23 protein-coding genes are annotated in these 26,064 nt (G+C 44.4%); 11 read left to right on the plus strand and 12 right to left on the minus strand.

Features of this window, described 5'->3' with window-relative positions:
• Positions 1–182: 182 nt before the first annotated feature.
• The 4 genes from pstB to J4N44_RS24890 form a co-directional block, all read right to left on the minus strand.
• A complete protein-coding gene (gene pstB / locus J4N44_RS24875; RefSeq protein ID WP_005452851.1) occupies positions 183–932 on the minus strand; it encodes a phosphate ABC transporter ATP-binding protein PstB in 750 nt (249 codons plus the stop codon).
• A gap of 60 nt (positions 933–992) precedes the next feature.
• On the minus strand, positions 993–1,856 hold the full coding sequence (pstA, locus tag J4N44_RS24880; protein ID WP_009697868.1) for a phosphate ABC transporter permease PstA: 864 nt from the start codon (positions 1,854–1,856) through the stop codon (positions 993–995).
• Positions 1,857–1,878: 22 nt separating this feature from the next.
• A complete protein-coding gene (pstC, locus tag J4N44_RS24885) occupies positions 1,879–2,811 on the minus strand; it encodes a phosphate ABC transporter permease subunit PstC (RefSeq protein WP_005452855.1) in 933 nt (310 codons plus the stop codon).
• Between the two features lie 98 nt (positions 2,812–2,909).
• The gene (locus J4N44_RS24890; RefSeq protein ID WP_005452857.1) at positions 2,910–3,731 is read right to left on the minus strand and encodes a phosphate ABC transporter substrate-binding protein; all 822 of its coding nucleotides are present in this window, start codon (positions 3,729–3,731) and stop codon (positions 2,910–2,912) included.
• Between the two features lie 333 nt (positions 3,732–4,064).
• Between J4N44_RS24890 and J4N44_RS24895 the strand changes: the two genes are divergently transcribed.
• Positions 4,065–5,708, plus strand: coding sequence for a methyl-accepting chemotaxis protein (locus J4N44_RS24895; RefSeq protein WP_009697869.1), 1,644 nt, complete (start codon positions 4,065–4,067; stop codon positions 5,706–5,708).
• 218 nt (positions 5,709–5,926) lie between these two features.
• Here J4N44_RS24895 and J4N44_RS24900 read toward each other — a convergent pair whose 3' ends face one another.
• The gene (locus tag J4N44_RS24900) at positions 5,927–6,118 is read right to left on the minus strand and encodes a hypothetical protein (protein ID WP_029788223.1); all 192 of its coding nucleotides are present in this window, start codon (positions 6,116–6,118) and stop codon (positions 5,927–5,929) included.
• A 493-nt stretch (positions 6,119–6,611) separates the two neighbouring features.
• Positions 6,612–7,955 carry a DEAD/DEAH box helicase gene (locus J4N44_RS24905; RefSeq protein WP_017818510.1) on the minus strand — a complete coding sequence of 448 codons (1,344 nt, stop codon included), beginning with the start codon at positions 7,953–7,955 and terminating at the stop codon, positions 6,612–6,614.
• Positions 7,956–8,378: 423 nt separating this feature from the next.
• Here J4N44_RS24905 and J4N44_RS24910 point away from each other — a divergent pair, with 423 nt between their 5' ends.
• Positions 8,379–8,627, plus strand: coding sequence for an Lpp/OprI family alanine-zipper lipoprotein (locus J4N44_RS24910; RefSeq protein WP_005441096.1), 249 nt, complete (start codon positions 8,379–8,381; stop codon positions 8,625–8,627).
• A gap of 26 nt (positions 8,628–8,653) precedes the next feature.
• Here J4N44_RS24910 and J4N44_RS24915 read toward each other — a convergent pair whose 3' ends face one another.
• The 4 genes from J4N44_RS24915 to J4N44_RS24930 are packed head-to-tail and all read right to left on the minus strand — an operon-like array spanning position 8,654 to position 12,769.
• Entirely contained in the window at positions 8,654–9,580 is a 927-nt protein-coding gene (locus tag J4N44_RS24915; protein WP_252045368.1) for a L,D-transpeptidase family protein, read from the minus strand.
• Between the two features lie 6 nt (positions 9,581–9,586).
• Entirely contained in the window at positions 9,587–11,002 is a 1,416-nt protein-coding gene (gene phrB, locus J4N44_RS24920; protein WP_029788225.1) for a deoxyribodipyrimidine photo-lyase, read from the minus strand.
• 23 nt (positions 11,003–11,025) lie between these two features.
• Complete coding sequence (locus J4N44_RS24925; RefSeq protein WP_252045369.1) at positions 11,026–11,829, minus strand: MerR family transcriptional regulator; 804 nt, start codon at positions 11,827–11,829, stop codon at positions 11,026–11,028.
• A complete protein-coding gene (locus J4N44_RS24930) occupies positions 11,819–12,769 on the minus strand; it encodes a YbgA family protein (protein WP_005452880.1) in 951 nt (316 codons plus the stop codon). The genes J4N44_RS24925 and J4N44_RS24930 overlap by 11 nt, the downstream gene beginning before the upstream one ends.
• Positions 12,770–13,166: 397 nt before the next feature.
• Here J4N44_RS24930 and deoD point away from each other — a divergent pair, with 397 nt between their 5' ends.
• From deoD to J4N44_RS24950, 4 genes are all read left to right on the plus strand, one after another.
• Positions 13,167–13,877, plus strand: a complete 711-nt coding sequence (gene deoD / locus J4N44_RS24935) for a purine-nucleoside phosphorylase (RefSeq protein ID WP_005375140.1) — start codon at positions 13,167–13,169, stop codon at positions 13,875–13,877.
• Between the two features lie 68 nt (positions 13,878–13,945).
• Positions 13,946–15,415: an L-lactate dehydrogenase gene (locus J4N44_RS24940; protein ID WP_009702545.1), complete on the plus strand. Its 1,470-nt coding sequence runs from the start codon at positions 13,946–13,948 to the stop codon at positions 15,413–15,415.
• A 169-nt stretch (positions 15,416–15,584) separates the two neighbouring features.
• Positions 15,585–17,069 (plus strand): tetratricopeptide repeat protein, encoded by a 1,485-nt coding sequence (locus J4N44_RS24945; RefSeq protein ID WP_252045370.1) that lies wholly within the window; start codon positions 15,585–15,587, stop codon positions 17,067–17,069.
• Positions 17,053–18,636 carry a GGDEF domain-containing protein gene (locus J4N44_RS24950; RefSeq protein ID WP_033008588.1) on the plus strand — a complete coding sequence of 528 codons (1,584 nt, stop codon included), beginning with the start codon at positions 17,053–17,055 and terminating at the stop codon, positions 18,634–18,636. The genes J4N44_RS24945 and J4N44_RS24950 overlap by 17 nt, the downstream gene beginning before the upstream one ends.
• Positions 18,637–18,685: 49 nt before the next feature.
• On the opposite strand, the gene J4N44_RS24955 is transcribed toward J4N44_RS24950, so the two are convergent.
• Positions 18,686–19,576, minus strand: coding sequence for a DMT family transporter (locus J4N44_RS24955; protein WP_005452886.1), 891 nt, complete (start codon positions 19,574–19,576; stop codon positions 18,686–18,688).
• Between the two features lie 146 nt (positions 19,577–19,722).
• On the opposite strand from J4N44_RS24955, the gene J4N44_RS24960 reads away from it, so the two are divergent.
• The 5 genes from J4N44_RS24960 to J4N44_RS24980 all read left to right on the plus strand — a co-directional run bounded on the left by J4N44_RS24960 (position 19,723) and on the right by J4N44_RS24980 (position 24,698).
• Positions 19,723–20,109 carry a DUF3302 domain-containing protein gene (locus tag J4N44_RS24960; protein WP_009697879.1) on the plus strand — a complete coding sequence of 129 codons (387 nt, stop codon included), beginning with the start codon at positions 19,723–19,725 and terminating at the stop codon, positions 20,107–20,109.
• Positions 20,109–21,239: an HlyD family secretion protein gene (locus tag J4N44_RS24965; RefSeq protein WP_005452888.1), complete on the plus strand. Its 1,131-nt coding sequence runs from the start codon at positions 20,109–20,111 to the stop codon at positions 21,237–21,239. Before J4N44_RS24960 ends, J4N44_RS24965 begins: the two co-directional genes overlap by 1 nt.
• Positions 21,240–21,549: 310 nt before the next feature.
• On the plus strand, positions 21,550–22,098 hold the full coding sequence (locus J4N44_RS24970; protein WP_005452889.1) for an ECF-type riboflavin transporter substrate-binding protein: 549 nt from the start codon (positions 21,550–21,552) through the stop codon (positions 22,096–22,098).
• A gap of 6 nt (positions 22,099–22,104) precedes the next feature.
• Complete coding sequence (locus J4N44_RS24975) at positions 22,105–23,862, plus strand: ABC transporter ATP-binding protein (protein WP_005452890.1); 1,758 nt, start codon at positions 22,105–22,107, stop codon at positions 23,860–23,862.
• Positions 23,859–24,698, plus strand: a complete 840-nt coding sequence (locus tag J4N44_RS24980) for an energy-coupling factor transporter transmembrane component T family protein (protein ID WP_252045371.1) — start codon at positions 23,859–23,861, stop codon at positions 24,696–24,698. Before J4N44_RS24975 ends, J4N44_RS24980 begins: the two co-directional genes overlap by 4 nt.
• 87 nt (positions 24,699–24,785) lie before the next feature.
• On the opposite strand, the gene J4N44_RS24985 is transcribed toward J4N44_RS24980, so the two are convergent.
• Positions 24,786–25,967 (minus strand): MFS transporter, encoded by a 1,182-nt coding sequence (locus J4N44_RS24985; protein WP_009697882.1) that lies wholly within the window; start codon positions 25,965–25,967, stop codon positions 24,786–24,788.
• Between the last annotated feature and the right edge of the window lie 97 nt (positions 25,968–26,064).

Raw genomic sequence — 26,064 nt, forward strand, 5'->3', positions numbered from 1 at the left:
AACATTTTTAGACAGGTGTTTCATCAGAATTACATACTGCAAAAAAATGAGCAAAAATGAATCAACATGAGCATTGCTAATAACGATAGGCAGTCACACCCAAAATAAAAAAAGCCCCTCACTAGGAGGGGCAAGAGTACCATCGCTTATAGTTATTAACGTATATGCTTGTAAATACTGTATTAACCAAAGTCACCGTTTACATAACCTTGGGTGCGGTCGTCTTTTGGATCGCTAAAGATAACTTGTGTATCGTCATGCTCAACCAATTCGCCCATTAGGAAGAACGCAGTACGATCTGAGATACGACGCGCCTGCTGCATTGAGTGCGTTACGATCACGATGGTGTAGTTCTTCTTCAACTCTTCCATCAATTCTTCGATTTTGTGGGTCGCAATCGGGTCAAGTGCTGATGTTGGCTCATCCATTAGAATCACATCAGGCTCCATCGCGATTGTACGTGCAATACATAGACGCTGCTGCTGACCGCCAGATAGACCAAATGCGTGAGACTTAAGACGGTCTTTTACTTCATCCCAAAGTGCTGCACCACGCAGGGATCGTTCCACGACTTCATCGATGTGCTTCTTGTCTTTGATGCCTTGAGCTCGCAGACCGTACGCCACGTTTTCATAGATACTCATTGGGAATGGGTTTGGCTTCTGGAATACCATACCAACCTTAATACGAAGGTCAGCAACATCGATATTGCCGTAAATATCTTCACCGTCCATTGCCAACTTACCCGTAATCTTCACGCCTTCAATCAGGTCATTCATGCGGTTCAAGCAACGTAGCAATGTTGATTTACCACAACCTGAAGGACCGATAAGCGCCGTCACTTGGCGTACTGGGATTGGTAAGTTGATTGATTTCAGTGCTTGGTTGTCACCGTAAAACAGATCTAGGTTTTCAATATCAAACTTGTTCATTTTCTTAATCTCTTAAATCTTGAATTCGTGTCTTTTAACGTGCGTTCTTAATTCGTTTTGTTAGTAAGTTGCGGTGTTAAAACGTCGTGCGATAAGTTTTGTAAACATGTTGATCAGTAGAACAACAACAATCAGAACTGTCGCGGTACCGTAAGCCTGATTCCATTCTTCAATGGTAAACAGTTCGGTAGTCAGTTTGTATAGGTGAACGGTTAACGTACGACCTGAATCCAATAAAGAATCCGGAATACGTGCAACCATGCCTGCTGTCAGGAATACTGGAGCAGACTCACCAATGACACGACCAATACTTAGAATGACCGAGGTTAAGATACCTGGCATTGCGCTTGGAAGAATTAAACGCCAGATAGTGTAAATCTTAGAAGCACCCAGACCGTAAGAACCTTCACGGTATGTTTGCGGTACTGCCATCAACGCCTCTTCCGTAGTACGGATGATCACTGGCAGGATAAGGATACTTAGCGTTAGGGCACCTGATAGAATCGAGAAGCCAAGACCAAGAATTGCCACAAAGAAAGTCATACCAAATAGACCGAAGATGATCGACGGAATACCCGCCAATGACTCAGTACAAAATCGGATAATCTTCACTAAACGACTGCCTACTTTCGCGTATTCGGTCAAGTAGATTGCTGTCATGATACCGAGTGGAGCGGCCACTGCGATAGATGCGATAACCATGTAAATTGTCGCCACAATCATTGGGAAGATGCCCTGCTCTTCACCTGTACGCGTATAGTTATCAGTAATGAAGTTCCAATCTACATGTTGTAGACCGTTTGATAGGATGTACCAGATAATCCAGAACAAAAAACCTACCGTCAGTGCTGCCGAGATCCAGACAAATGCGCTAAAGACATTATCTTTGAACTGGCGTGCTTTTTTAAGTTTTGCGCGATCCATAATAGTCACCTTTAACGAGCGATTACTTCGCTTTTTCTCGGTTTAGGTAAAGTAGTACAGCGTTCAACGACATGATGAAAACAAGAAGTACCACACCTGTAGCGTAAAGTGCGTTTGCGTGAACACCACTTGCGTAAGACATTTCAATAGCGATGTTTGCCGTTAGCGTACGAGCCGAATCCAAGATGCCTTCTGGCATAGCTGGCGCGTTACCCATAACCATAATGATCGCCATGGTCTCACCCAACGCACGACCGATACCCAGAATCACACCTGTCATGATGCCTGAGCGAGCCGCTGGAACGAGCAATTTAAAGATGGTGTAGATTTTAGATGCGCCTAGCGCCAAAGAACCTTCTTTGTAAGTACGAGGAACCGCGCGGATAGACGTTTCAGAAACCGTAATTACCGTTGGTAGAATCATCACACCAAGAACGATGATACCTGCAAGGATAGTGTTACCCGCTGGCACATCAAAAACGTTTTGAATCAGTGGAACGATAATAACTAGACCAAAGAAACCGTAAACGACGGAAGGGATACCTGCGAGCAGTTCTACTGCCGGGCGAATAATGTCCGCCAAGCGCTTTGGTGCGATTTCCGCGATAAAGATAGCAGTCAAAACACCAATTGGAACACCCACTAAAACCGCGCCAGCTGTCGATACGATAGAAGCGACGATCATAGTGGCAACACCGTATAGTGCAGGTGGTAACCAGTTTTGGCCTAGGACAATGCCCGAGACGCCCGCTTCTTGGAATGCTGGGATACTCTCTCGAACGATGAAGTATGCGATAACTGCTAATGATACGATGCCGATAACAGCACTCGTTAGGAACAAGCCGTGGAAGATGCGTTCTCTCCAATCGACGCGGCGTTTTTCGCGTAAACCTGGCTTGCTGATCGCTTTAGCGTCAGTAGTCATAAGCTTTTCACTATTTGTTGCGATGGTCATAAAAATCTCACGGTTCTTGGCAATGCCGTTGAACACAATGGATAGAAAAGGCTCAGCCCGAAATGTTGGGCTGAGCAAACTTTAGAGTCCCGATAGGATTAGTTAACTGAGATGTAACCTTTTTGGTCAACTAGCGCTTGCGCTTCGTCAGTTAGCATCCAGTCTAGGAATTTTTGAGTTTCAGCAGATGGCTTGCCATCTTTGTAAAGGACAAGGAAAGGACGAGCAACTTTGTAAGAACCGTTCTTCACATTGTCTACCGATGCTTCGATACCATCGATTGGAAGCGCATTTACAGAGCCATCAACAGTACCAAGAGAAATGTAGCCGATTGCGTATGGGTTAGAAGCAACCATAGTCTTCAGTGCACCGTTACCGTTAGCAACTTGAGCGCGTTGAGAGATTGCAGATACTTTCTTACCAGAAATTTTCATTTTTAGAGACATGATGTCTTCGAATGCGCCACGAGTACCAGAAGCCGTATCACGAGTGATTGCTACGATTGGCTTATCTGCACCGCCAACATCTTTCCAGTTTGTCACTTCGCCTTTGTAGATAGCAGTAACTTGCTCAGCCGTTAGACCTGATAGTTTGTTTTGTGGGTTTACAACAACTGCGATACCGTCTAGAGCAACTGTCTCTTCTTTTAGAGCAGGCTCTTTCTCAGAGTCTTTTAGGTTACGAGAAGACATACCTAAGTCTGCAGAACCGTTTTTCGCTGCTTTAACACCAGCAGATGAACCAGGACCTTGAACTTCGATAAATACGTTCGGGTTTGTCTTCATGTATGTTTCAGAGAAAACTTCCATCAGTGGAGTTACGCTGCTAGAACCCACTGCAGAGATAGTTTCTTTAGCAGAAACAGGAGTCACTGCCATTGCGCCTAGAAGTGCGATTGCACCGATTACTGTCTTTTTCATCACAATTTCCTTTAAGTGGCCTTATTGCCGTTGCGTTTCACTTGAACGGTGCTCACTTTAGAATCCAAATATGACAGTTGTGTTTCACTTAGTTGAAGCCTCTATGACACGTTGTCATTTCTGCTTAATAAATCAGCAATCAAACTTTATTTACTTTCGAGCTCAAAATACTTTGACTGCTTTTTGTAATAGCAAAATGCCAACTACATCGCTTTTAATATATTTCATAACAAATAAACATTGTTAAATGATTGATATATCGAGACTAATGATTAGAATCGTTACGCTTTACTTACAAAAATGATAATAGTTACAATCTTTAGAGGGTCAATCATGCGTCAATTACTTAGTGCGCTGTCTATTAAGCTACAGGTTTTCGTGCCCGTACTTTTCACTGTCATACTTCTCATCGTAGGTTTGAGCGTAGGCATAGGAAAATTAGAGCAAGCGTTCGATAAAGTTACGGTTTCAACAAATAACCTTATCGTGCACAAAGAAGAACTGAGCTCAATCGTAGACAACACTTATGCCATGCGCATTAAGGCTATCTACAGTCTTTTCAGGGCTGAGGATGTCAAAACACTTAACCAAGAATTACAACGACGTCAGGCGACAAACCAAGAATTTTTAAACTCAATCGATCAAATTGAAGGTATTCATGCAGAGGTAAATGCCATGCGTGAGGCGATGAACCACTATGTGGATTTCACTCGAGTCACCATGACACCTCTGTTAAATACCAAGCATTCATCGGACTACACAACATCGGATTTTGACCGAGAATACGAAACCGCTATGGGCAAATACCGCCTCGCTGGTGAGGCAATGATCAATGCCATTGACAGCTTGTCTAAAAAGCTCAATCAAATCGTAACGGATGAAGTAGAAGAAAACGGAGTATTGCACTCTAATACGCTAACCTACAGCACCATCTCGCTGGTCATCATCCTTTCTATTGCTTCATTAATCAGTTGGCTGCTGGCAAGCTATATTGTTGCGCCTATTCGTAATCTGCAACAAACCATGAGAGAAGTAGCAAAAGGCAACTTGCTTGTAGAAGCAGAAGAAGTAGGTAAAAACGAAGTATCCGAATTGGCGAGTGACGTTAACCAAACGATCCATCAGCTTCGTGGCACCGTCGATTCTCTAGTACGAATCAGTGAAGATGTCGCTTCGGCCTCTACTGAGCTTGCGACAGTCATGACACAAAGCAGCGCAAACTCTGATCAAGAAAAACAAGAAGTAGAACAAGTCGCTTCTGCAATTAATCAACTTGAATCTACCGCTGCGGAAGTGTCAACTAACGCACAACAAGCGGATAGCGCGTCTAATGAAGCGACGAAATTAACTTCACAAAGTTTGAGCATGTTTGAGGAAAGCACGCGTGCAAGTACTAAGATGGCAGATCAACTCAACGAAGCTGCCCACGTAGTGACATCACTAAAAGACCAGTCGGAACAGATTGGTAAAGTGATTGAGGTTATTGAAAGCATCTCTGAACAAACCAACCTGTTGGCACTCAATGCCGCTATTGAAGCAGCACGCGCAGGTGAAAGTGGTCGTGGATTTGCCGTAGTTGCAGATGAAGTACGTATGCTTGCAGCAAGAACTCAAGAATCGACCAAAGAGATCCAAACCATCATTGAAGAGCTACAACAACAGTCTGGTCAGGCAAACGAAAGCATGCATTCAAGCTTAGCCATGCTAGAAGACAACCAGGCGCTTGCTGCAGAAGTAAGCCGATCTCTGAGCGACATCAACAGCGCGATTTCTGACTTGAACGCGATCAATACTCAAGTCGCGACTGCTTCAGAAGAACAGAAACAAGTAACCTCTGACATCAACAACAACTTAAGCACTATTTATGAGTTGGTCAGCCAGAACGTAACGGGTATCACCCAATCAGCCGCTGCAGCGCAAGAGTTGTCTGGTTTGGCAGAAAATCAGAAACACCAGCTTAAGCAGTTCCAAATCTAAGCGTTCGACTCAACGCGTAATTTACACACGAGAAAACAAAAAGCTCCGCAATCGCGGAGCTTTTTATAAACAACAAAACGATTCAAATATCAGGTCACAGGAAAGCAAGACTCAATTAGAAAAGATGTGTCGTTACAACCCAAATTAGAGCGAGGAAGCCAACAAAATAAAGTGAGGAAACAACAATGGATTTTATCAACTCTCCCATCTGTGATTTCTCAGTAATCATGGGTTCCTCCACGATACATAACCAAAGCACAGCTTATTACTGCCATACAGAGAAACGAAAACATCTCAACGAACAAAGTTGTTTGTTCCCACCCTAGTTCTCGACATTGTTGCTCGGTAAGGGTCATGTCTATTTCTTCTAACCATTGCTCTTTTTGCTGCTGAAGATCTTGTTGCTGCATGTCGTATTCTCCTCTTCACACCCCACTCATGCTAAGCAAAAAATCCGTTCAGAAAAATCAAAGTGTCTTTAACCCACGTTTAGAATAAATAAACAAAAAGCTTATACCCAAGTAACCTCGAGATGCTTGGTTCAGCGAGGATGACTTGGTTTGCAGACGCGGCGGCGATTTAAAGGCTTAGTGGGTCTAAATCAAAAATCGACAACAAAGTATACAAGCCAAGGCCCTTACTATTTACAAAGAGTGCCCTTCGGGAGAGTGTCTTTGACTCGCTTTTTTAGTCAAACAAATGGCTACGTCAAACCAACTTGGAAAGAGCTGGCTATTACGCTGCGTCGTTTTCCTTGAAGTCAAATCAATAACAACGCTCTGAACTCTGCATCTTGAAGTCACTTGGGTATATCTGTATCGTTTGTTTGAAAGAATAAGGCATAAAAAAACCGAGCTCTTAAGCTCGGTTTTCGTCTATCAGTTTTGTCACTTTCGCTAAAGATTAATCTTCAGAACTTGGTGCTGCTGGCTTCTTTTTAGGGATAAACACGTTATCACCCACTGCCACGTTTTGATAGAAACCTTTGTCGCGCTGAGCTGGTTTCTTCGGCGTTTTCTTAGCTTGAGGACGTGCTTTCTTAGGAGCCACTTTCTTATTGCGGAAATCTGGCTTACGTGGCTTCAGACCTTTGAATTTACCTTTTAGATCTTCAAACACAGAGAAGCTCAAATCTTGCTGTAAGTATGTTTCTACACGCTTGAAGCTATCCCAATCTTTAGGGCCGACCAATGAAACTGCATCACCTTTGTTACCCGCACGACCAGTACGACCAACACGGTGAACGTATTCTTCTGTATGCTTCGGCATATCGAAGTTAATTACATGTGTCACAGTCGCGATATCAAGACCACGAGAAGCAACGTCCGTTGTCACCAGAATCTTAAATACCGCACGCTCAAACTGGCTCATGATGGTATTACGTTGAGTCTGGTTCAAGTTACCGCTTAGTGCGATAGCTTTCAGTTTCTTCTCGTTCAACTTCGCTGTTAGACGCTCAGTATCATCGCGAGTCGCAGTAAAGATGATCACCTGACGGTATTCAGCTTCTTCTAGAACTCGTTCAAGAATCGCTTCTTTGTGATCTAAGTGATCACATAGGTAGAATTTCTGAGTAATGTCTTTGTGTTCTTCGTTCGAAACACCAATTGCAATACGTTTTGGCGCATTCAGCATTTCTGCCGCGATGTCATTCACTTCTGCGTGATCAAGTGTTGCAGAGAACATCAAAGTTTGACGACGACGGTGTTTTGCCGCTTTATGAATGCGACGCAACTCTGGAGCAAAGCCCAGATCCAACATACGGTCAGCTTCATCTAGAACCAATGTTTCCAGACCATCAAGGAACAAAGAACGGTGCTCCAGATGATCAGCCAAACGACCTGGAGTGGCAACGATAAACTTAGGGTAGCGACGCAGTGCTTTAACCTGATCGTTAAAGTTTTCACCACCAAGAATCAATGCAGCATCGTAGGACAAACCACCAAGCATTGAGCGAAGCTCACCATATACTTGTTTTGCTAGCTCACGCGTTGGCGCAAGAATCACAGCTCGTGGGTCTTTTGCAGAAAACGACTTATTCTTTAGTGACTTATGTAGCATTGGCAATACAAACGCCAAAGTCTTACCCGAACCCGTTTTCGAAGATGCCAATAGATCCTTGCCTGCAATCGCAACAGGAATCGCCTGCTGCTGAATGTCAGTCGCTTTTTTGAAATCGTAGTGTTTTAGGTTCTTCAACAATCGGTTGTCTAGGCCTAGATCTTTAAATTGCAAAGTATTCTCCAATAAATAGTCAGCGTCTTGAGCGCTTTTTCAGTGTCGTTTCCGCTCTAACGCAGCAAAAAATAAAAGCTCGATATAATACCGCAAATCATAGGAGTATAGATAGAGATCACACAAACTAATTCCAATAGAAAAAATAAAGTTTCCGCTTAGAAACTTTCATTTGTGTCAATATCGTCTAAATTATTGATATCAGGTAGTAGCAAAAGAGCTGCTGTACTACCTGATACTGGCGTTAGCAAGTGAGTAATCACTTACATTTGTAAGAAGAAAGTTAGCGTCCGTATCAGGTACTCTATGAAATCCTTGGATTTTTTTGACTTTTGCTACATCATGTTCTGATAGAATGTATTCACATTTGACCCTATGACTATATGACACAGAATTTATAGCGTAGGAATTTCACTATATGCAAGGAGTTCTAATATGAACAAAACGTTGATCGCAGCTGCAGCAACTTCAGTACTTCTACTAGCAGGTTGTGCTTCTTCTGACGAAGCAGCAACAGCTACTAAACTAGACGAACTAAGCAACCAAGTTAGCCAACTAAGCCAAGACGTACAGTCTCTACAATCTGACGTTCAAAAGTCTAACGACGCGGCTATGGCAGCTCAAGAAGAAGCTGCACGTGCTAACGAGCGTATCGACAACATCGCTCAGTCTTACACTAAGTAAGATTTGATTCCGCGCTTTAACGCCCGTTAAGGCGCGGTTATTTCAACTGGAACACCATTCTGCGCAGCAATCGCTGCTTTCGCTTTAGCATTCGTCATACCAAACTCATCAAGCCACCAGTCCAATTCTTTTGGAATGACTAAGTGATCTTTCTCGCCATTGCTGCGAGTTAACGGCTCGTGGGCTTCAACAAACACACTACGATCTGGTTCTAATGCGACTTTAACCGGTTGATTGATGATTTTTACTTTTTCGCCACGACGTACTTTATCAAATAACCATTCGATGTCTCTTGGGTCCATACGAATACAACCCGCACTCACACGCATACCAATACCAAAATCTTTATTGGTGCCGTGGATCAAGTATTCACCATGCCCATATGCCAAACGAAGTGCAAACATACCTAGTGGGTTATCTGGTCCAGCAGGAACGACAGCAGGTAGGTCAATCCCCTTTGCTTTGTACTCTGCACGAATAGAGGCAGGTGGCGTCCAAGTCGGATTAGGACGCTTTTGACTGATGCTTGTAGTCATTTCTGGAGTGTCTCGACCAATTCGACCTATACCTACAGGAAAAACATGAACCACGTTTTCGTTTCCTGGGAAATAGTAAAGTCGCAATTCGGCAAGGTTAATGACAATACCTTTATGAGGGACATCAGGAAGAATAAGCTGAGTAGGAATCGTTAAAACGTGACCATCTTGAGGGAGAAACGGGTCAACCCCTTTGTTTGCAGCCATTAGCGCGAGCATGCCAACATCATATCGCTTCGCAATATTCGCCATAGTTTCGCCTTGTTCAACCACATGGTTTTCCATGCGACCTATAACGCGAGCTCCGTCCTCTGGTAGTTGGTACATTTTAGCGAATGACAAACTACTCACTAAAGACAACGATATAGACAACAGGGTTCTTTTAGCGATACTCATTGGACGCTTCTTGCTAGGCATCTCTCTCTATTCCTTGGCATTTTTGAAGAGCCGTAAGGTTATCTCTCTTTCCACCTTGTGATCAACCATCGGCTTGTGATAATCCAGTAAATTAAAGCCACTCCATAGCCAAGGGTTATGAATGAATTTGTTTGGTACTTGTTTTATTTCCGGCACCCAATGGCGAACAAAGGTTCCGTCAGAGTCAAATTTCTCGCCTTGGCTGATCGGATTGAATATGCGGAAGTAAGGCTGCCCGTCGCACCCTGTTGATGCCGACCATTGCCACCCACCATTGTTGGCGGCAAAGTCTCCATCCACCAGCTTACTCATAAAATAAGCTTCACCCCACCGCCAATCGATATGAAGATCTTTGGTTAAGAAGCTTGCCACTATCATACGTAGTCGATTGTGCATCCAACCTGTTGTATTAAGTTGGCGCATTGCCGCATCCACGATAGGGTACCCAGTATTTCCTGCTTTCCAGCGTTCAAAGGCTTGCTCATCGTACGACCACTGAATCTTGTCTTCCCAAGCAATGAAGCCTCTGCCCTTGACCAACTTTGGCTCGAATACCAATAAGTGTTGATAAAATTCTCGCCAAATGATTTCGCTCAGCCACGTCGCTTTACCATCTGATAGGTCAACCATAGGGCTTTCAGCATACAACCTAGCGATGCACTGCCTTGGTGACAGAGCGCCGATAGCCAAATACGGAGACAATTGACTCGTACCATCAACAGAAGGGATATCCCTTTCAGCTTGGTAGGCATCACTACGGTCTCGAGCAAATTCTCGCAAATGCTGAACAATATCACTGGTTGCTGCGAACCATCGCTTGCTAGATTCTCTAGGATAAGAGAATGCGACACCATCATGGTAGCGATCTGGCTGAATCGGCTGGAGGGTAGACGGTGACAGCTCGGCTTGCGGCTCAGGTTTCGATACAACTGGCATTTGAAATTTTGCCAACCAAGCACGTTTAAACGGAGTGAACACTTTAAAGTACTCCCCCTGTTTATTTAAAACGGTAGTCGGAGCATGAACGCACTTATCGTGAAAAGTATCAAAGGCAATGCCTCGACTTGAAAGTGCGTGAGAAACCTCTCTATCTAGTACTTGTTCATTCACCTCGTAATGGATGTTCGCCATGACACGTTGAGCGCTTAAAGAAGTAGCCCAATCATTTATGACATCTGTTACATCGGCAAACTCGGGCACCTCTTTGTATAAAAATGGGATGTTGAGTTTGGCGAGCTCTTCATTAAGGTGAGATAAACGTCGAGCAATCAAATCAGCTTGCATCGGTGCCATATGGTGCTCTCGCCACTGCTCAGGGGTCGAAACAAAACAAGCAACAACCGGAAGCCCAGTATCCAATGCAGCCTTAAGTGCTGTGTGGTCTAACGTTCTTAGGTCACGTCGAAACCATACAAGAATCATGTCGCCTCCTTACGAGGATGGATTTATTGCGGGAAATGCAGTTTTTCGATGACTTCAGATAGCTGCACTTGCTTCGGAGCTTGCTCTAATAACGTCGCCAAAGCTTCAACTTGCTTGATAGGCAGCGCTTTATTCGAGAAGAAATGCACGTATTGGTAACGTGACATCACATCATGCTCAACTAAACCCGAGATGTCTTCGACTTTATCAATCAGAGTAATGTGATACCCCTGTTCACACAGCTTTGCCGCCTGAATCCAGCTCTCTGAGTCACGAACTTGTTCAAAACTCAAAAGCAAACATTTTCCCTTGGAAGATGCCTTATTTTCCGAATCGACAACCAAGGCTAATCGAGTAATCAAGCAAGTTTGGAACAAACCAAGCTGTAAAGAACGTAGCGAGACTTTCACCAAATCTAACGCTTCAAACACAGGATTGATCAGTTGCTCGATGACAATGTTGAGTGGGTACTCTTTTAACACGTTTGATAACAGCGTTTCGGTTTTGCCACGATTTAGATCCGATAACGCTTTTAACATCTCTTCTACTTCATCAAGTTTTTGCTGCTCTGGTGAAACCAGTACTTCAGAGTCTTGACCTAATAACCCTTTAACTTTACCGATGGCAACGCCTTTCGCAAGCCAGCCTTGTATTTCACGAATGGTATCCAAATCCTGTTGTCGGTACAGGCGATGCCCCTTTTCTGTTCTTTGTGGTTGGATCAAGTTATAGCGTCTTTGCCAAGCGCGCAGAGTAACGGGTTTTACTCCCGTTAACTCTGATACATCTCGAATTGCGTATAGTTTGTCTTCTTGGCTACAATCCATAACGAAGTCTCATCTCCTGTGGATACGGTTCTAAGTATTTTTGTTTCTGTAAGTACGCGTCGGGGTACGTATTGAGATAGTGCTTAATTAACGTTAACGGGGCAAGTAATGGTAACAAGCCCGTACGATAATCACTGATCACCGTCGCCAGCTCCGCTTTTTCATTAGCGGTTAAAGAGCGTTTAAAATAGCCTTGCAAATGCATCAGGACGTTCGTGTTGTTTTTTCGACTGGCGCGATTCTGTAACGCTTTCATCAGACCTAGACGATATTCGTTGTAAAACTGTTCCATTTCGTAACTTGATACATCTGCAACCAAGCGTCCCAGCGAACGATAAGACTCTGGATGGTGCGCCATTAAAGTCAGCTTATAGCGAGAGTGAAAATCAATAATTTTGCCGCGTGTGGGCTCGCCGCCCATCGACTCATAAAAGTCATTCAAACAGTAAACACGCGTAATGAAATTTTCTTTTAAAACCGGATCGTTTAGACGACCGTCTTCTTCTACAGGCAACCACGGCATTTTTTCCATTAATGTTCTGGTGTACAAACCGATACCTTCTTTCGCCGCACTATTTTTGCTGTATACCTTCACTCGCTCCATGCCACACGTTGGTGACTTCGCACAGACGATGTAGCCGCACAGCTCTTCACCCTCTAATTCGTTCACTTTATTTTCTGAGTACGCAAGCATGTTGTCAGTGTGGTCGTTTTCTGGATTTTTCGTTTCTACCAGCGCGATTCGCTCCTCATTGCTTACCAAACGAATGGTAGGGCGTGGAACAGACATACCAACACCGACTTCTGGACATACGGGAACAAAGCTAAAGTAGCCGTCGAGCTCTTTCGTTACGAAGTTACTGATTTTATGTCCCGAATCGAAACGAACTCGTTCGCCTAGTACACAAGAACTGATACCAACTTTGATTGAAGATTCCATAACGAAGCGTCCTATACAAAATGTTTTGTTGTATAACTTATAGCAAGTCAAATAGCATTGTACAAGAAAATAAATTGTACAATTTAATCGTTTTACTCACTCTCTTCGAATATCGATCAGAAACTTTTAAGAAAAAATTTTGTGCTGAAAGACGAGATTTTGTGCGCGCAATCGACAAACTGCTCAAAAGCAAATCGATTGCCTTTTTGCTTTCAACAGATTTAGTTATCAACAGATTATTTAAACAATAAAACCGACCATTTTGTGACTCAACTCTCATGCCCCCTTACCCTGTCCCGATATTATTGCCTCAACGAAAACGAACAAGTTCAACAGAATTGGTAATAGCATTCTATAATTGATGCGTTTTACCTGAACAAAACTTTGGAGAGCACTTATGGCAACCCCACACATCAACGCACAACCAGGTGATTTCGCTGAAACAGTACTAATGCCAGGCGACCCGTTGCGTGCAAAATACATCGCAGAAACTTTCCTAGAAGATGTGAAACAAGTTTGTGACGTTCGCAACATGTTCGGCTTTACTGGCACATACAAAGGTAAGAAAGTGTCTGTTATGGGTCACGGTATGGGTATCCCATCTTGCTGTATCTACGTACACGAGCTAATCGCTGAATACGGCGTGAAAAACGTTATCCGCGTAGGTAGCTGTGGTGCAGTACGTGACGACGTGAAACTAATGGACGTTGTTATCGGTATGGGTGCTTCTACAGACTCTAAAGTTAACCGTATCCGTTTCAACAACCACGATTTCGCAGCAATCGCTGATTACGGTCTTCTAGAAGAAGCGGTTAACCAAGCGCGTGCTCAAGAAGTACCAGTTAAAGTAGGTAACGTATTCTCTGCAGACCTATTCTACACACCAGAAGCTGACATCTTTGAGAAGATGGAAAAACTAGGCATCCTAGGTGTAGATATGGAAGCGGCAGGTATCTACGGCGTAGCTGCAGACCTAGGCGCGAAAGCTCTAACTATCCTGACAGTTTCTGATCACATCATCCGTGGTGAAAAACTAAGCTCTGAAGAGCGTCAAAAGTCGTTCAACGACATGATGAAAGTTGCTCTAGAAACTGCAATCAACATCTAAGAAATACGTAAGTAGTAATTTGCAGCCGGAGCCTGACCGGCTGCCTGAATTATCCCGAGGGGGCGATTGTGTCTAACGGCGAACTGCCAAAGGACGCAGATGGGTTACAACTCAACTTTTGTAAAACATTGGCGTGTGACAACTTTGGATTGAGTGATGCAAAGCGTTACGTCTTGCAGCATGCTAACCCTAAACGTCCGGCGATGGTGTGCCGTGAATGTGGAGCTTTCCCCCCCTTACTTAACAACCGCGATGTGGTCAACGAACTTCATCGTTTGAGACACGTCCACAGTGATGGACTACCTGCTTGTCGCAATGATGACTGCGACAACTTCGGACTTTCTGTCCACACTCATAAACACCTCTATCACGCTTTTGGTTACAGTGGCGATCGCCAACGTTACCGCTGTAAAGTGTGTCAAAGTACTTTTGTCGATAAATGGTCTGGTGCCAACAAAAAGCTTCAATTTCAAGAGAACTTGATGGGATTGCTGTTCACGGGATATTCCGTCCGAGAAATCTGCCGTAAACTGAGCATCAATCCAAAAACCTTTTACGATCATGTTGATCACATTGCTAGTCGTTGCCGCCGTAAGCTTGCAACCATTGATGCACGCTGGGTAAACCACGCGCAGCATTATGAGCTCGCTTCTAGCTACGTTGCATTGCAACCCCATAGTAATAATGGCGTGTATTGGATTGCTTCTGGTGAGGCACATTCGGGCTACATTCTTTGTCAGCATGTGAACTATTCATCTGATGATGAGCCAGTGGCGTCCTTGGATCACAATCCATACGATGAAGTTTCTCGCTTTGTATCACAAGAATACACCGCTGAAGCAAGTGAACCACCACCAGAGCCATCAAAAAAGCTGCGTGAGCGCATTGATCAGAAATACCAAACGATTTTGGCCCGTGGTAACGTCGAAGATCCAATGGGAAATCTCTCTATTTTCCACTATCCGTCTAAAGGTGCCTTAATTCGTCCACCTTATACCTCTTACGCACACTATCTTCATGTATTGGATATGTGTTGCCCAGAAAAACGCGTATCGATCTACATGCCACAAGATCCCCTGCTCCGCTCAGCGGCGTTGAGCGTCTGTTTGTCTCGTATTCAAGAGAAAAATGTCGATCTTATGTACGTAGAAGAAGACGCAATTTGGGATATGAATGCCCCGTTTGGTAAGGTAGATATCGCTTATATGAGTTGGTGGCGAGATCGCTGGGCGATTTCTAGTCAATACGAATGTAACAAAGGTATTTGTTATCTAGCTGGTGATAAAAATGAACCTGAAGCTTGGTTCAATGTAGCAACAACTCGCCACATCCAATTCTATCAAAACCGTTTCCAACTGCTGTTTGAGAGCTTCATCAACGAGCCACGTCGCAAATTAAGACCTGCTGGTATATTGCCTCTTTTAGATATATTCAGAGCTTGGCATAATTTGTGCTATCAGGATAAGCAAGGACTCACTGCCGCTCAGAGACTGAAAGTCACCGACGCACCACTAACGATCAAACAATTGTTGTCATGACTATTTAACAGTTTACTCATTTAGAAGTGGTAAGTAAGCGCTGAACACGGTATACATTACAGTATCCGATCCCTTATTGGTGTGGCGATTTTCCACACCGAAATGATAAACGCATCTAACCACTTGTTTTTAGGTGTAAATTCCAGTTCTATAGTCATGGATGTGAACGTTGGATAAAAGCCAAATTCAGCTCGAAACTGAGCTAACTGCGCTTGAAGGCCAGATAAAATCTGATCCTGAGCGTGCATTTCGAATTGCAGAACAATGCCGGATACGCGCAGAACAAATTCTGTTTGTTGACGGTGAGATTCGTGCGCTTATTGTTATGTCCCATGCCTGCTGGTGTAGCATGGATTATCGACACGGCTTAAAGCTGGTTAAAGACGCCTATAACCTTCAAATTCAACTCGACACTGACGACCACTTACCTGAAATACTTCACTTATTTGCCCTACAATACTGGGGACAAGCTAAGTACTACTCTGCTCAGCAATACTGGATTAATGCTCTAGAGCAGTCTGCGCTAGTCGACGATATCGAGATTCAAATCGAAGCTTTGATTGGTCTTGGTAATGTTTGGCGAATCACCAATGAACACAAACTTGCCGCCTCAACCCATGAGCTCGCGGTAAAAGTGGCAAACAACGTTCGCATAGCTTGGCTAGAAGGGAAAGCCAGAATCCTGCTTGCTTGGGATTACTACTTGCTGAATAACTTTGTCGAAATGCTAACAGTGCTCGACGGTGCAACCGAAGTACTTCGAGATCACGAAGACAGCACTTGGCACGCAGAAATCTGGGATTTCAAAGGTCTCGCTCTACTGGGTTTAGAACGTTTAGACGCAGCGGAAGAAGCTACTCAAAAAGCCCACCAACTCGCAATTGAACAAGATCTTACGTGGATGAAAGCGCATTCTTTCATCAGCCGAGCAAGACTCGAATTACTACGTAAAAATACCGAAAGTGCATCTGAGCTACTGCAATCAGCAGAACAATCCGCCCTCGCGTTTGATAACGGCGAATTGCTCAGTCAAATTTGTTTCCAACAATCGCGCGTAGCGGAAGAGCAAGGTGACTATCAAGGTGCTTTCCAAGCGTTCCAGAAATACCGCAAACACGCACTCAAAATGCTGAAAGAGCAAACGCATCGAGTGAGCATGGACAAAGCACGAGGCTCAAAACGCCAGTTAGAACAGCGAGCACGAAAGCTCATCAATCGTATCCGTGCTCAACATGAATATGACCCAGAAAAGCAGTTCTCAAATGTAGTATCAGAAACTTACTGGTGGGAACAACTGGTTCTGTTTAAGACCGAATTAAAACGCTCTAATCATGCGATCATCATGATCCGCCACGCTGAGCCCGCATTTCTCGATATTTGTACCGAACTGGTTCACTCATTGACCACTTCCAGTGATTTAATTTCCCGCCTAAGCAGCGATCGCTTAGCCATGCTTATCGCAGAAAAAGACCAAGCGGCAGAAGATCTGTATCAAACCGTGTGTTCGATGTTAGACATCTATCCTTGGAGGCGTCGTGGTCTTGATGGTCCAAAACCGACACTTTATCTACAGGACATCCTAACCTTCCCGTTCACCTTAGAGCAGTTGGAAGAAAGCCATATTGAGGTATTGAAGAATGGAACAACTGCTTAGTAAGGTCACTGATGCGGGAATGGATCCCTCTTCTGTCGCCGGTGAAGAGGCATTGATTCTGTGGGAGCACATTCGCCTTCATATCGCCTCGACCAACAAAGAAAAAGCGCATTGCTACATCATTAGTGCTGAATATCGTAGCAAGATTAAACAGTTAACCGAGAGTATTGAAGAGCTACGTCTCGCGCTTGATCTACTAAAACTCCCAGAGGATGTAGAAGATATCCTATCGGTAAAAGCGAGTCTAAGTGATCGCTTGGTAGAAAAAGGAGACTATAACGCAGCACTGACCGAATACATCGCCTCAACCAACATCGCCGTTGAGTACGGCTATATCGATGAATATGTTCTCGCCATCATTGGTATGGGCAATCTTTGTGATGCGTATGGGGATCATAATCGTGCCCTACGTTATTACCAGAAAATCGACGCGATTGACCATGCAATCGGTAGCCGTTCACTAAGACTGCGTTACAAACTCTACATGCTAGCGTGCTACATCAGCCTGCAACGCATCGGCGCAGCAACCGAGCTACTAAGTGAATGCGAAGAACTGAGTATCCTAGTAAGTGATAAGAACTTAACTGGGCAAATTCATTTATATCGCGCGAAGTTATATCGTCTCCAAAAGGAATATGAACAAGCCTTACTTGCGATTTCGCAAATCCAGTATGCGACAGGCAAGCAACATACTTACTGGCTCTCAACCATGGTAAAAATTGAAACGGCTTACTGCTTAAATGAGGTCGGTCATCAATCTTTAGCGAACTTGCTGCTGGCATCAACGGGCAAACGCATTAATGAGCACTCCTCACCACTTATTGCGAACCGATTCTACAATGCAATGAGCCAAGTATGCGCGTCGCAAGGCTTGTTCAAAGAAGCGTTAAACTACGAGAAGAAAGCTTTTCGAGTTGAGTCTGACTTAGTCAAACATATTCCGATTAGTGAGTTGGGACCAGCACAGTTGCGCCGCCTCACTCGCTTTGAGCTGCAACTAAAACTCATTCTGTCTGAGATTGAAAACAAAGAACTCAAAGAGACCACCAAGCAACACAAAAATACCGTAGCTCAGCTTCAACAAGATGTATTCACCGATCCGCTGACTTCTTTACATAACCGACGTTGGTTGGAAGTGAAACTAAAAGATCTGCTGCTGCACGACACGCCATTTGCACTTATGGTGATCGACATTGACCACTTCAAATCGATTAATGACGAACTCAGCCACCTTGTTGGTGACAAGGCGATCGTCAATGTGTCGAAAGAACTCTCAGGTTACTTCAAGTTCCGCGGTTCATCGTGTGTGCGCTTCGGTGGAGAAGAGTTCTTGGTCATTTTAGAGAACACCGAAGTGAACAAGGCAGAAATGCACGCAGAAAACTACCGAGAACGTATTTACCAATTTGGGTGGCATGAGATTCTTGGTGAACGAGGTCTGACCGTGTCGATAGGCATTACTTTGCATCGGGAGGGAGAGAATACGCAACGTACCTTCTATCGCGCCGACAAAGCCCTATACCGCGCCAAAGCCAATGGTCGAAACCAAGTCTGCACTGAACTATAAAAAACGCCCCAGCAACAACTGGGGCGTTTTGATAAGCCGAATGACAAGCTTAAAGAAAAAACAAAGAAATACCGCCAAGTGCGACTAATGTACCAAGCATACTCTTCACGCCGACCTTTTCTCCTCGCAGAGCATAAATCACCAAAATAAACAGTGGGCTGGTTGCAATTAACGTCTGAGCAATGGCGGGGTTAGCGTATTTCAACGCGATTTGTTGTAACCATAATGCCAGAAATGTCCCCACGAAAATTGCCAACAACAGCCAAACTAGCGCTTTGTTGCCCATTGCTTTTAGGTGCTGTTTAATGCTGCTAAACGGCGCCGGTTCGACAATTTTCACCACCAAACACACTGCCAACACGCCAACACTAAGACGAATGAGAGCACCGAGCAGCGGTGGAAGATCGCCCGCAACCAACGCATAGTGAGAGATCACCACACCTGAGGCTTGGCACACACTCGCGAGTAACCCAAATCCGATACCGCTCCAGTTTGTTGCCGCTCCCGAGGTTGATGGTTGAAATACCACAAACGTAACCGCAACCGTGGTCACTACCACGCCCAGCCAACTTTGTAGTGTGAGTTCAGACCCAAGAAAAACCATGGCAAGCACGCCGGATAAAGGCGGTGCAAGGGATTCTAAGAGTAATGTTTTGTTCGGACCAATGCGCTTTAATGCAGCAAAATAGGCACTGTCACCAACAGCAATACCAATCACACCAGAAATTGCCAACACCGCGAGATGTAACGGCTCAATGTACGCAGGTATACCTTGAGGTAGAAAAGGAATAACAACCACCATCATCATTGAGGCGATCACACCTTTTACTATGTTCAACTGCATTGCTGAAAATCGGTGGCTGAATTGGCTGTAAATCCAAGTCGCAACCGCCCAAACGATGGCTGCACTTATCGCGGCAAGTTCACCAGAATAATGCACTACTCACTCCTTAGTATTCCATGCCGTATCTCTCAATAACTGTGTATCAAATTATAAATTACTTGATCCACCTATTGTTCTATCAAATACTTAAACAGTTAATTTACGTAAGTTTTTCTATTTAGCAACAAGCACAGGGAAGTAAGATGTTTCTAGACTATTTTGCACTTGGGTTACTCATTTTCGTTGCTCTGGTTATCTTCTACGGGATCATTGTCATTCACGATATTCCTTATGAAATAGCGAAGGAACGTGAACACCCTCATCAAGACGCCATTCACTATGCAGGCTGGGTCAGTCTTTTCACACTTCATGCTCTTTGGCCATTTCTGTGGATCTGGGCAACCTTATGGCGCAAAGAACGCGGATGGGGTTTCAAACAACTTGAGCAAGAAACGCATGATATCCATCATCGCCTCGAAGAGCTAATTGACGAAGTCAATGAATTGAAAAAAGAAGTCTCAACACTCAAAGGTCAAAAACCTGCACAAAGTGTTCCTGCACAAAAAGAACAAGGTAAGGAGGAGCAATAATGGATTTACTACTGGTTCTGACTTACGCCGCATTATGTATCGCCATTTTCAAAATCTTTAACATTCCACTTAACAAATGGACAGTGCCAACCGCAGTGCTTGGCGGCGTTGTATTGGTCGGCACACTAATCTTGTTGATGAACTATAACCACCCGTTCACACAAATTGGTAATCAAGTATTCTCTACCACACCAGTGGTGTCAGGCGTTCGTGGGCGCGTCATTGAAGTGCCTGTACAACCAAACCAACCTCTACAAAAAGGCGACGTTCTTTTCCGTATCGACCCGATTCCATTCCAAGCAGAAGTCGATAAGTTACGTGCAAAAGTGAAAGAGGCAAGCCAAGGTGCACTTGGGCTTGAGTCTGGCGTGCAAGAAGCGGAAGCAGCGGTTATCAAAGCGCTTGCCGAGCGTGACAAAGCACAGCGAGAATTTGACCGTTATCAACGCGGTTTTGATCGCGGAGCATTCACTGAGCAGCAATTGGATACTCGACGCCAAGCATACAAAGCCGCACAAGCCGCATTGGAAGTCGCACAATCTAAGCAACAACAAGCGCAAATCGCGCTGGATTCTGAAGTGGGTGGTGAAAACACCCAAGTCGCTTCATTGCTTGCAGAACTTCGCCAAGCAGAGTTCAACCTAGAACAGACCGTCGTTACAGCTCCTACTGATGGCTATGTTACCCAGCTCGCACTGCGTCCTGGTGTTATGGCAGTACCATTGCCTCTTGCTCCAGTGATGACCTTTGTTCATACCGAAGATAAACTCTATACCGCTGCGTTTCGCCAAAACTCACTACAGCGTTTAGAACCGGGATTTGAAGCGGAATTTATGTTCCGCGCGCTACCGGGCAAAGTCTTTAAAGGTGAGGTTGTTGATGTATTGCCAGCCATCGGCGAAAGCCAATTCCAAGCTCGTGGCTCCCTGCTTGGTACAGAGGCATTGCGTACCAGCGGTCGTGTATTCGTGACGCTGAAAATTACCGATGACCTTGCTGAATATCACCTGCCTATGGGTACGGCGGTAGAGGTTGCTGTTTATTCTGACAGCTTCACTCATGTCTCCATCATGCGTAAGGTTCTCATTCGAATGAAGAGCTGGCAAAACTACCTATACTTAGACCATTAATTTATCGATAAAAATCGCATTAAAAAGTGTAATCAGGGGCTGACAGTTAGCCCCTGATTTCATTCTAGCCATCCAGACAGATAGCATTCCCACTTTTATCAATATTCTGTATAATGCGCGCCTTATTTTTGATGCTTGCTGAAAAACTAAGCCAGTCAATAGAGTGCGTGAATCCAATCACACATTTCTTGAAGAAAAACAGAGCAAACAATAAGCAGCTTGGTTGTTTCTTAACTTTGTTACACAATCAGCGCTATACAAAAAAGCAAGTGAACGTTCTTTAAAATCGACAATTGAACTGAGGTTATCTATGAATCTTTCCGCTAAAACCGTTGTGGTTATTGCAATCGGTGCTGCATTGTACGGCATCGGTGGTCTGCCAATGTTCGGTATTCCAGTATTTGCAAACACGACGCTAAAACCAGCAATGGCGGTATTAGCATTGTTCTCAGTACTATTCGGTCCTCTTGTGGGCTTCTTGGTTGGCTTTATTGGCCACTGGGTCACTGACCTGTTCGCAGGTTGGGGGGTATGGCTTACTTGGGTACTTGGTTCAGGTATTGTCGGTTTAATTATCGGTCTTTTCCCTTCTCTGACGCGTAACCGCTTGGAGAAAGGTGATTTCAATATGAAAGACTTTGTGTTGTTCGTGGTACTTGCTCTATTGGGTAACGTATTTGGTTACGGTTGCTCAGCCTTCCTAGACACCATCTTGTACGCAGAACCGTTCACTAAGGTATTTACTCAGCTATCTATCATTGCAGCTGGTAACACCATTCTTATTGCTATTGTGGGCTTCTTCATTCTTAAGTCTGTCGCAAAACGTAACAAGCAAAGCCGCAACTTAACAGAGGCTTAATGTCGAATGACAATCGAATTTTCTAACTTCTCTTTTAGATATGAGTCGCTGGACAAACCGACGCTAAAAAATATCAATCTAAGGATAGAGAAAGGAGAGAAAATCGTCATTATCGGTCCAAGTGGTAGTGGTAAATCTACCCTTGGCCAATGTCTTAACGGACTAATCCCACACGCAATCAAAGGGGAGAACAGTGGCAAACTGACCATCAATGGTCAAGACACAACCCCTTTTGACATGCACCAATACACCGAGCAAGTTGGCACCGTTTTACAAGATACAGATAGCCAATTTGTTGGGTTAAGCATCGGCGAAGACATCGCGTTTGCACTAGAAAACCAGCTCACTTCTAACATCGACATGTACCCGTTAGTCAAAGCAACGGCGAAAATGGTCGACCTAGAACAAATGCTAAACCGCTCCCCTCATGATCTATCTGGTGGTCAGAAGCAGCGTGTTTCTTTGGCTGGTATTTTGGTGGACGATGTCGATATCCTACTGTTTGACGAGCCTCTAGCGGCACTCGACCCGAAAACCGGTAAAAAGACCATTGAAATCATCGATGACTTGCACCGTGAAACAGGGAAAACCATCATCATTATCGAGCATCGTCTTGAGGATGTGCTGCACCGTTCTGTCGATCGCGTTATTTTGATGGAAAGTGGTGAGATCATCGCCGATACAACACCTGATGCAATTTTGGCGTCCCCATTGCTGGAAGAATATGGCATTCGTGAACCTCTGTATCTTTCTGCATTGAAAGAAGCGGGCTGCGCGATTGAAGGTGACGCGAAACCATCAAGCCTAGATACGTTGCCACTGGCTCAGTACCAAGCAGCTGTCGACTCTTGGTTTAACACTTCACAAGAGACTTCAATAGCCGCCCCACTCGACTCACTGCTAGAAGTGCGTAACTTAACCTATTCTTATGACGGCGAGAAAAATGCCCTCGAAAACGTCAGCTTTGATGTTAAACGTGGCGAGTTCGTTTCTGTTTTGGGAAAAAATGGTTCTGGTAAATCGACGATAACAAAGTTGGTGATGGGCGTTATCGAAGCTGATCAAGGCTCGATGTCGCTAAATGGTCAAGACCTTAGTGAACTCTCCATCTTCGAACGCAGCCAAAAGGTTGGCGTAGTCATGCAAAACCCAAATCATATGATTTCACATCACATGATTTTTGATGAAGTGGCATTTGGACTGCGCAACCGTGGTGTTGAAGAAAAACAAGTCGAAGCGAAAGTACTCGAAGTCTTAAAGTTATGCGGTCTCAGTAAATACCGTCATTGGCCAATTGAAGCTCTTAGCTACGGTCAGAAAAAACGCGTAACCATTGCTTCTATTTTGGTGCTAGAACCTGAGCTATTGATTCTTGATGAGCCTACAGCTGGCCAAGATTACCGCAACTACACATCGATGCTGAGCTTTATCGAGAAACTCAACAGAGAACTCGGCATCACCGTGATGATAATCTCTCATGACATGCATTTAGTCTTGGAGTACACCACTCGTTCCATCGTGATTGCCGACAGCAAACTCATTGCTGACGCGCCGATGACGGCGGTTTTCAGCGACCCTGCACTGTTAGATCAAGCAAACTTAACGACCACCAGTTTGTATGAACTCGCAACTAAGTTGAATATTGAGAATACGAACGGCTTTATGCAGCACTTTATCGATGTAGAGAAAGCGAGGCGAGCAAACAAAACCGAAGCTGAGATTACCGTTCAAGCACGAGAAAACGTTGAGAAAGTAGTGGCATGAAAGACAACAAAATGAAGTTTGGTATCAACTATATTGATACACAGTCGCCACTGCACAAGCTGAACGGCATCACTAAGTTCTTGATGTTTATCGCTTGGGTGACAGTAGTGCTGACGACATTCGATTTACGCTTCATCGCATTATTGATCATTGTCGGTCTTGCCCTGCTCAAAATGACTAAGGTGCCATTCCACGTATACAAGCCATTGTTAATTGGTACAGGTAGTGTATTGCTTATCAACGCATTGTTTATGTTTGCATTAGCCCCACAACAAGGCACTGAGTACATGGGGTCAACGACCGTTTTATTCTCATTGCCAGGTAACTACTCCCTGACTCAGGAAACCTTGTTTTACCTTGTAACGGTAACGCTGAAATACTTCAGTATGTTCCCTATCGCTTTGGTGTTTGTGTTTACGACACATCCTACTGAGTTTGCGGCAAGTTTGAACCGTTTGGGAGTGCCTTACAAAATCGCTTATGCCGTCAGTTTGACCTTACGATACTTACCTGAGGTGAAGAAAGACTTTGTAAATATCATGCATGCACAACAAGCTCGTGGCGTAGAACTTAGTAAGAAAGCACCGTTGTTTACTCGAATGAAGAATGTCGCCAAGATTCTGGGGCCGTTGATTTTCTCTAGCCTAGATCGCGCAGACCAAATCTCCAATGCAATGACATTACGTGGTTTTGGTCGTCACTCATCTCGCACTTGGTATAGCTTAAAACCGCTAACTAAAGCAGACATGCTGTGTATGGCGGGCATCGCTGTTATTGTTGCGGCAGCAATCGCTAAACGAGTATTAGACGCTCAACTGTTCTGGTATCCGCTGTAATACCGCAACACTAACAATAAAAAATGGGATGCCGCAGCATCCCATTCTTGTATCTAACATCTCATTTATTGAGAAGTGAGCACTAACTCAGTTCCATCTCAACACGCGTGTTTCATTACCCTCTTGCGGCTTGGCTGGGATGTTCAACGAAAGCAACAGGCTCACCGCCGCCATGCCTGCGCCTATATAAAATACGCTTGATGGCGATACCAACCAAATCACCCCGAAAGTAACTGGGATGACGACAGCTGCAATGTGGTTAATCGTAAACGCCACGCCGGCAGTTGAAGCCATATCGGCAGGATCGGCAATCTTTTGAAAATACGTTTTGATCGCCAATGCTAACGCGAAGAACAGATGATCAATAACGTAAAGCGCAGCTGCCCATTCCGCTGTTTGAACCAAACCATAGCCAACAAAAACAAAAATCAAACCAACGTATTCGAACATCAAAGCCTTACGCTCACCAACAGCGCCGATAAAACGTCCAATACGTTTAGCAAACAAAAAGTTAAAGACGTAGTTAATAAGGAAAAGTAACGTAATGTCCGCAGCCGAATAACCGAACTTCTCTACCATCAAAAAGCCAGCAAATACGGTGAAAATTTGGCGACGCGCCCCGCTCATAAAAGTCAGAGCGTAATACAACCAGTAACGCTTACGTAAAACCAGCTTCTTATTTTGTGGTACTTCGGTTTTAAACTCAGGGAAAGCAAACGCCATCACGATAATCAAGACAAAACCAATCCCCCCAGCAAGTAAGTAAACGGTTTTGAAATCGAACTTAAGTTGCTCTAACAGCACCCAAATCGCACCGTAAGTAAAGAGTGAAGCCAACGCACCAACCGAGATGAATTTACCCAGCATCTCTGGCGCCTCTTCTTTAGAGAGCCACTGCAGCGACAAAGATTGCTTTAATGTTTCAAAATAGTGGAAGCCCGTCGACATCAACAGAGTAGTAAAAAGAAGTCCAAATAAAGATGGGAAGTAACCTGTTATTGCCGTCCCTAACGTCAGCATTGCCAACGAGACCAACATAAAGCGCTGCTCACGAATAAACAGCAATACAAATACGACGGTAAAGGCTAGAAAGCCAGGGATCTCTCGCACGCTCTGTAGTAACCCGATATCTGCGCCATCAAAGTTAGCTTTTTCAATGACAAAGTTATTTAACAGCGCCATCCAAGTCGAGAAGGCGATAGGAACGATAATGGAAATCAGCAGAAGAAAGTTTTGTGGTGTTCTCCAGCTTTTCGGTGACGTGCTCATGATGTGTCCTTAGAATATGAAGCCGCCATCATACCGCCAAATGTAACAAATTCGCAATATCATTATTATTTCCTCGTTTGCTTGGCTTTCTTTTTTA

Source organism: Vibrio sp. SCSIO 43155 (genome assembly GCF_023716605.1).
GTDB lineage: Bacteria > Pseudomonadota > Gammaproteobacteria > Enterobacterales > Vibrionaceae > Vibrio > Vibrio harveyi.